Source organism: Moorena sp. SIO3E8, from assembly GCF_010692445.1.
GTDB lineage: Bacteria > Cyanobacteriota > Cyanobacteriia > Cyanobacteriales > Coleofasciculaceae > Moorena > Moorena bouillonii.
The window spans coordinates 1-4,402 of record NZ_JAAHHM010000268.1; the positions used below are offsets into that span (position 1 = coordinate 1).

Genomic DNA, 4,402 nt, shown 5'->3' on the forward strand with positions numbered 1-4,402 from the left:
TTGCTCGCTTTAGCTCTCTAGGGTCTCGATTGCTAGCTATAAATTCTTCCAGAGTCATGAGAACATGGTGGTAAATTTATATTCCATGATATCTCATTTTTCTTCAAAATCATTTAGGATTGGTATAGTAATCGTTATTATTAGGCTTAAAGCTACCCAGGTAAACTGGGGCAAAATGCCAACCATGATTAGCTCAATCCCCCAGAGGCTAAAACCATGGCTAGATCAGGTTTACTGCCTTAAGTTGGTAGCAATTATTAATCACGTTTCTCTGATTGATTTGATTTGGCCAAGCTGATGGTGATGATCTTCACAAATTAGTCTCGTATGTTCACAGAAAAAATTCTTGGTCATAATCAGAGTTACTAATCACGACCAGTAGTTTTCACAAATTATTAGGTTTTGTTAACCTAATTGTCACAATCTTAACAGAGTTCGGATTTTGATTAATAACTCCCCAAAACTGTGGATATTTCAGCTAGGGAAAAGGTATTTGGCGAAATTTGAACTGTTATGAAACCTTTTCCCTTTTCTCTTTTAGCTTTATTGACTTTAATCAGTAGTAAGCTACATTCGTCATTCAACCCTTGACTTGACAGGTTTAAGCGCTAACCACTACTCGTCCTACAGGACGAGCCACACAAGTCAAAATCATCCCTTCCTGCCGTTCCTCGTCTTCCAGAGCGTCAGGCTCCTCATCATACTCTACCTTCCCTTCTAGAAGCTTGCGCTTACAAGCACCACAGGCTCCCATGCGGCAACCGCTTGGTAATGGTACCCCTTCTTGTTCCGCCACATCTAGGATGACATCCTCAGCATCACAGCTGACCTCTTTTCCAGACTCAGCAAAGACCACAGTGGGTTCATTAGAGGTTGATGGTGATTCTACTAGGTGTAGTCTAGGACGATCTTCCCCTTTGACTGGTTCAGGAGTTGCTGCTGTTGCTTTCTTTTTTGAGGGCTTTTTGCCGCCAAAGCTCTCTTCATTGTAGTTTTCCATCGGAAAGTCCAGACCCGCTAGCATCCCTTTCACCCCTGCCATAAAGGGATTCGGACCACAGACATAAACAATGCGATCGCGAAAATCAGGAGCCATTTCTGCCAGCATGGCTTCATTGAGTCTTCCGGTATAACCGGACCAAGCTTGATCGATTTCTGGGCGAGTGGTGGTAATCGCCAGCTTAAAATTAGGGTGCAAAGCGGCCATCAACTGTAATTTCTGATGGAAGATGATGTCTTTTGGGCTACGAGCACTGTGGACAAACACAACATCCACATCAGCACCGGTATCACAAAGCCATTTGGACATGGACATCATCGGGGTAATCCCACTACCTGCTGAGATGAACAGCAGTTTATCAGCTCTATGGTCAGCACAGGTAAATTTACCCATTGGACCATTTAATCTCACCTCGGAGCCAACTTTGATGTTGTCGTGCAACCAGTTAGACACCAAACCCGCTGGCAGATCAGGAGCGTCTGGTGGTGCTGGAACTCTCTTGACAGTAATTTCTAAGGTATGAGGACGTGAGGGGGACGAAGAGATCGAGTAGGAACGCTTCACGGGTTTGCCATCAATCTCCAAATCGAGAGTGACAAACTGACCTGGCTTGTAGCTGAACAGTATTGGTGGTTCGGCAACGAAGCGGAATGTTTTTACATCATCGGTCTCATCAATGACCTGTACACAGCGGACAGTAATCTCACCCTTAGTCCACTGCTTTATCCCAGGGCTATTACCATCTACCACTGGGTTTTCCTGGTTAGAGCCATAGAGCTGTAGGTTTTTGACCAACAACACAAATTCACCGATGCGGATGATGTCATCTTCCTTCAGGAGCCAGTTTTGGTTAACATCTACCTCCTCATTATTGATTCGAGAGCCATCGGTGCTACCGAGGTCAGTAAAGTAATACTTTCCCCCTTGACATAGAATTCTGCCGTGTACACGACTCACTACAGGACTATCCAAGACTAGGTCACAACTTGGATGGCGGCCAATCAGATACTCACCTTGAATTCCAGTTTCCGGTTTCAGGGTTTTTTCCTGTAATTCGTTGGTTTGGTAGTTGATGACTGTAGTCGTAAGCATGTTTTGTGTCACTCCAAATTACCGAAATAATGGGTCAATTGCGTCAATTGCTATTTATGAAGGGATTGTCCATTGTGAGTTCACAATTCATCTCAACGTGTCTTCATCGGTAGTACCCGGCCTGAACCACCAGTAAGTCTTTGATAAGTGTTTTACCAGTGGCTATATAATTATCAGCCTTTTTTTTTCTTTTTATGAAAAATTCTCTCTTTTTTCCGGTATATCCTCCTCGTCTCACCCTGTTGAATGTACTATCTTCGGAAACCAAGGACTAGTCCTGATCACCTGGTTGATTCTCATTTTGGCGGTCTTTTAGCAGCTTGGTGCGCTTATCAGAGCGATTCTGCTTGCGGGATTCCCTGAGGATAGTGCGTTGGTTAGAAGTACTAGTCTTCTGGCGCTGTTTGATGGTGCTCAGTACTTTATAAGGATCCCGTCCATAGTGGGGATACAAGATCGGTAAGTTTTCCTGCTCCTTACCAAGTTCTTCTAAAATCTGATAATGTTGCTGATCCTTGATACCCAGTTCATCCCGGATCTGCTGGAGAACCTCTAGGCTACTAGCGGAATTGACATGTCCAGATTGGATCGCTTCTCTTAACACCCCTTTGTATACCCCCAAGCGGTATTGTTGGTTAGCACCAGGTAGGGTTTTAGCCAGGATGTGTAATTCCTCAGGTTTGAGATCATCTACACAACGACCTTCCAGAAATTCCGAGAAGTCCAGGGGTAGCTTCTTGAGTTGACGGCGCAACTTGTCTCCCAAACTCTCCTGGGTATATTGGTGGGAACTACGACCCCAAGTTTGATAAAGCCATAAGCTGCTCACCAGAATCACTACACTCTGAAACAGGAATTGCACTAGAACAGGGAACCGATTAATTTCGGGACGACCCCCGTAGATGAAGAAGAAGTTAAAGGCAATAAAGGTACAAATGGAAAAGACTCGGTGCAATACCTGCTCGTGAGTGATAGATTTGTTTTTTCGCCACAGAGCAGCTTTGTATCGCTTCTCTAGCTTGGTACAAATTACACAACTGAGGGCCACGAAGACAACGAAGGTAAGAGGAGTTGCCACCAGTTTAGGAATCGCAATCGGGTGATTCATGATGTAAAACCCTGGCTTGAAAAGCGCACCTAACTGATTCTCTTCATGGGTCCAAGCCCCAGACAGGTAATAATCGAAGTTTCCTGCATACAACCAGTAGTAAACGAAATAGCCAATCACCAAGCCTAAATAACCATATTGGACTAATTTCCGACCAGGCTTAGTCAGTTGTTGCCAGTAGGCTTTTTCGGAATCGATATCCATACAAGGAGACTTACAACTGATACAGGCACTTTTTTCTTGACTTGTGGTCTTGTCTAGGGTGCGGCACATGGACTGGGTAATGGTTTTTGGCGGTGCGTTGTGAGCTTCAGTGCCAAGCAATCCCCGTGGTCCTGTAAATACCATCTGAACCATCCCAAATGGACAGACATAATGACACCAACTTCTGCCACCATAGAGGAATACCATCATTATGGCGGATACGATAGTCAAGCTCAGAAACAAACCCAGAACCAAGCGGTCAGAGTTAACAAATAGAATCCGACAGTTCAACCCGATAAAGAAAATGGCAAACTGGACATATAAATGGTTACGAACCAGCCAGGGATTTTTGCTGATATCCCTCTGTGGCTGCAATCCCAACGCTCTGGGAATTTGGGACAGAAAGTAAAGTGGGCAAATGCGTCGCCAAGTTTCATGACCAAACACTAAAACAATCATGATGGCGCTAGGCACGATCATGCCCCAAAAAAGTCGCGCTCCCAGGGCATAGGGTTTTTCATCTAGGCATACTCCCTGGACTTGAACACATGGGTCTCTGGTTAGTATGGGATCTCGAAACAGGCTGAATAGATGATCAGGATCAGTTAAATTGTGTGAAATCGGGTCATAAAACAACGAGAAAATTAATATTAGCCAACTAATCGCTAGCACCCAACGGACTCGGTGCCAACTTTGTTCTTGTACCTTTGACAGCATCACTTTAACCCCCTTTTGCTCCATTGTGGGAAACCAGTTCAGGCATTGCCAGTACCCATTTGGGTACTTCCTAACAGCTAGCACCGAAACCAATTCTGAGGATGAGCATTACCCGTCTTGAGGCATAATTTGCTCTATAACACCAGCAAGAGTTAGGGCTTGTTAAAAAACAACTTCATGGTTTTAGAATTAGACAAGGGAGTCTAATATCAGAATCGGAGTACTCATATGGGGAGGCAAAACATTAATCAGTGCAAGTGTTGGGAGTGTCAGCAGGGAAA

Annotated in this window: 2 protein-coding genes; both read right to left on the reverse strand. The window is 44.5% G+C overall.

The features are described 5' to 3' along the window. Positions 1–601: 601 nt before the first annotated feature. Entirely contained in the window at positions 602–2,104 is a 1,503-nt protein-coding gene (locus F6K46_RS38505; RefSeq protein WP_293068408.1) for an FHA domain-containing protein, read from the reverse strand. 259 nt (positions 2,105–2,363) lie between these two features. Further along, positions 2,364–4,121, reverse strand: coding sequence for a 4Fe-4S binding protein (locus F6K46_RS38510; protein WP_293068411.1), 1,758 nt, complete (start codon positions 4,119–4,121; stop codon positions 2,364–2,366). Positions 4,122–4,402 lie beyond the last annotated feature (281 nt).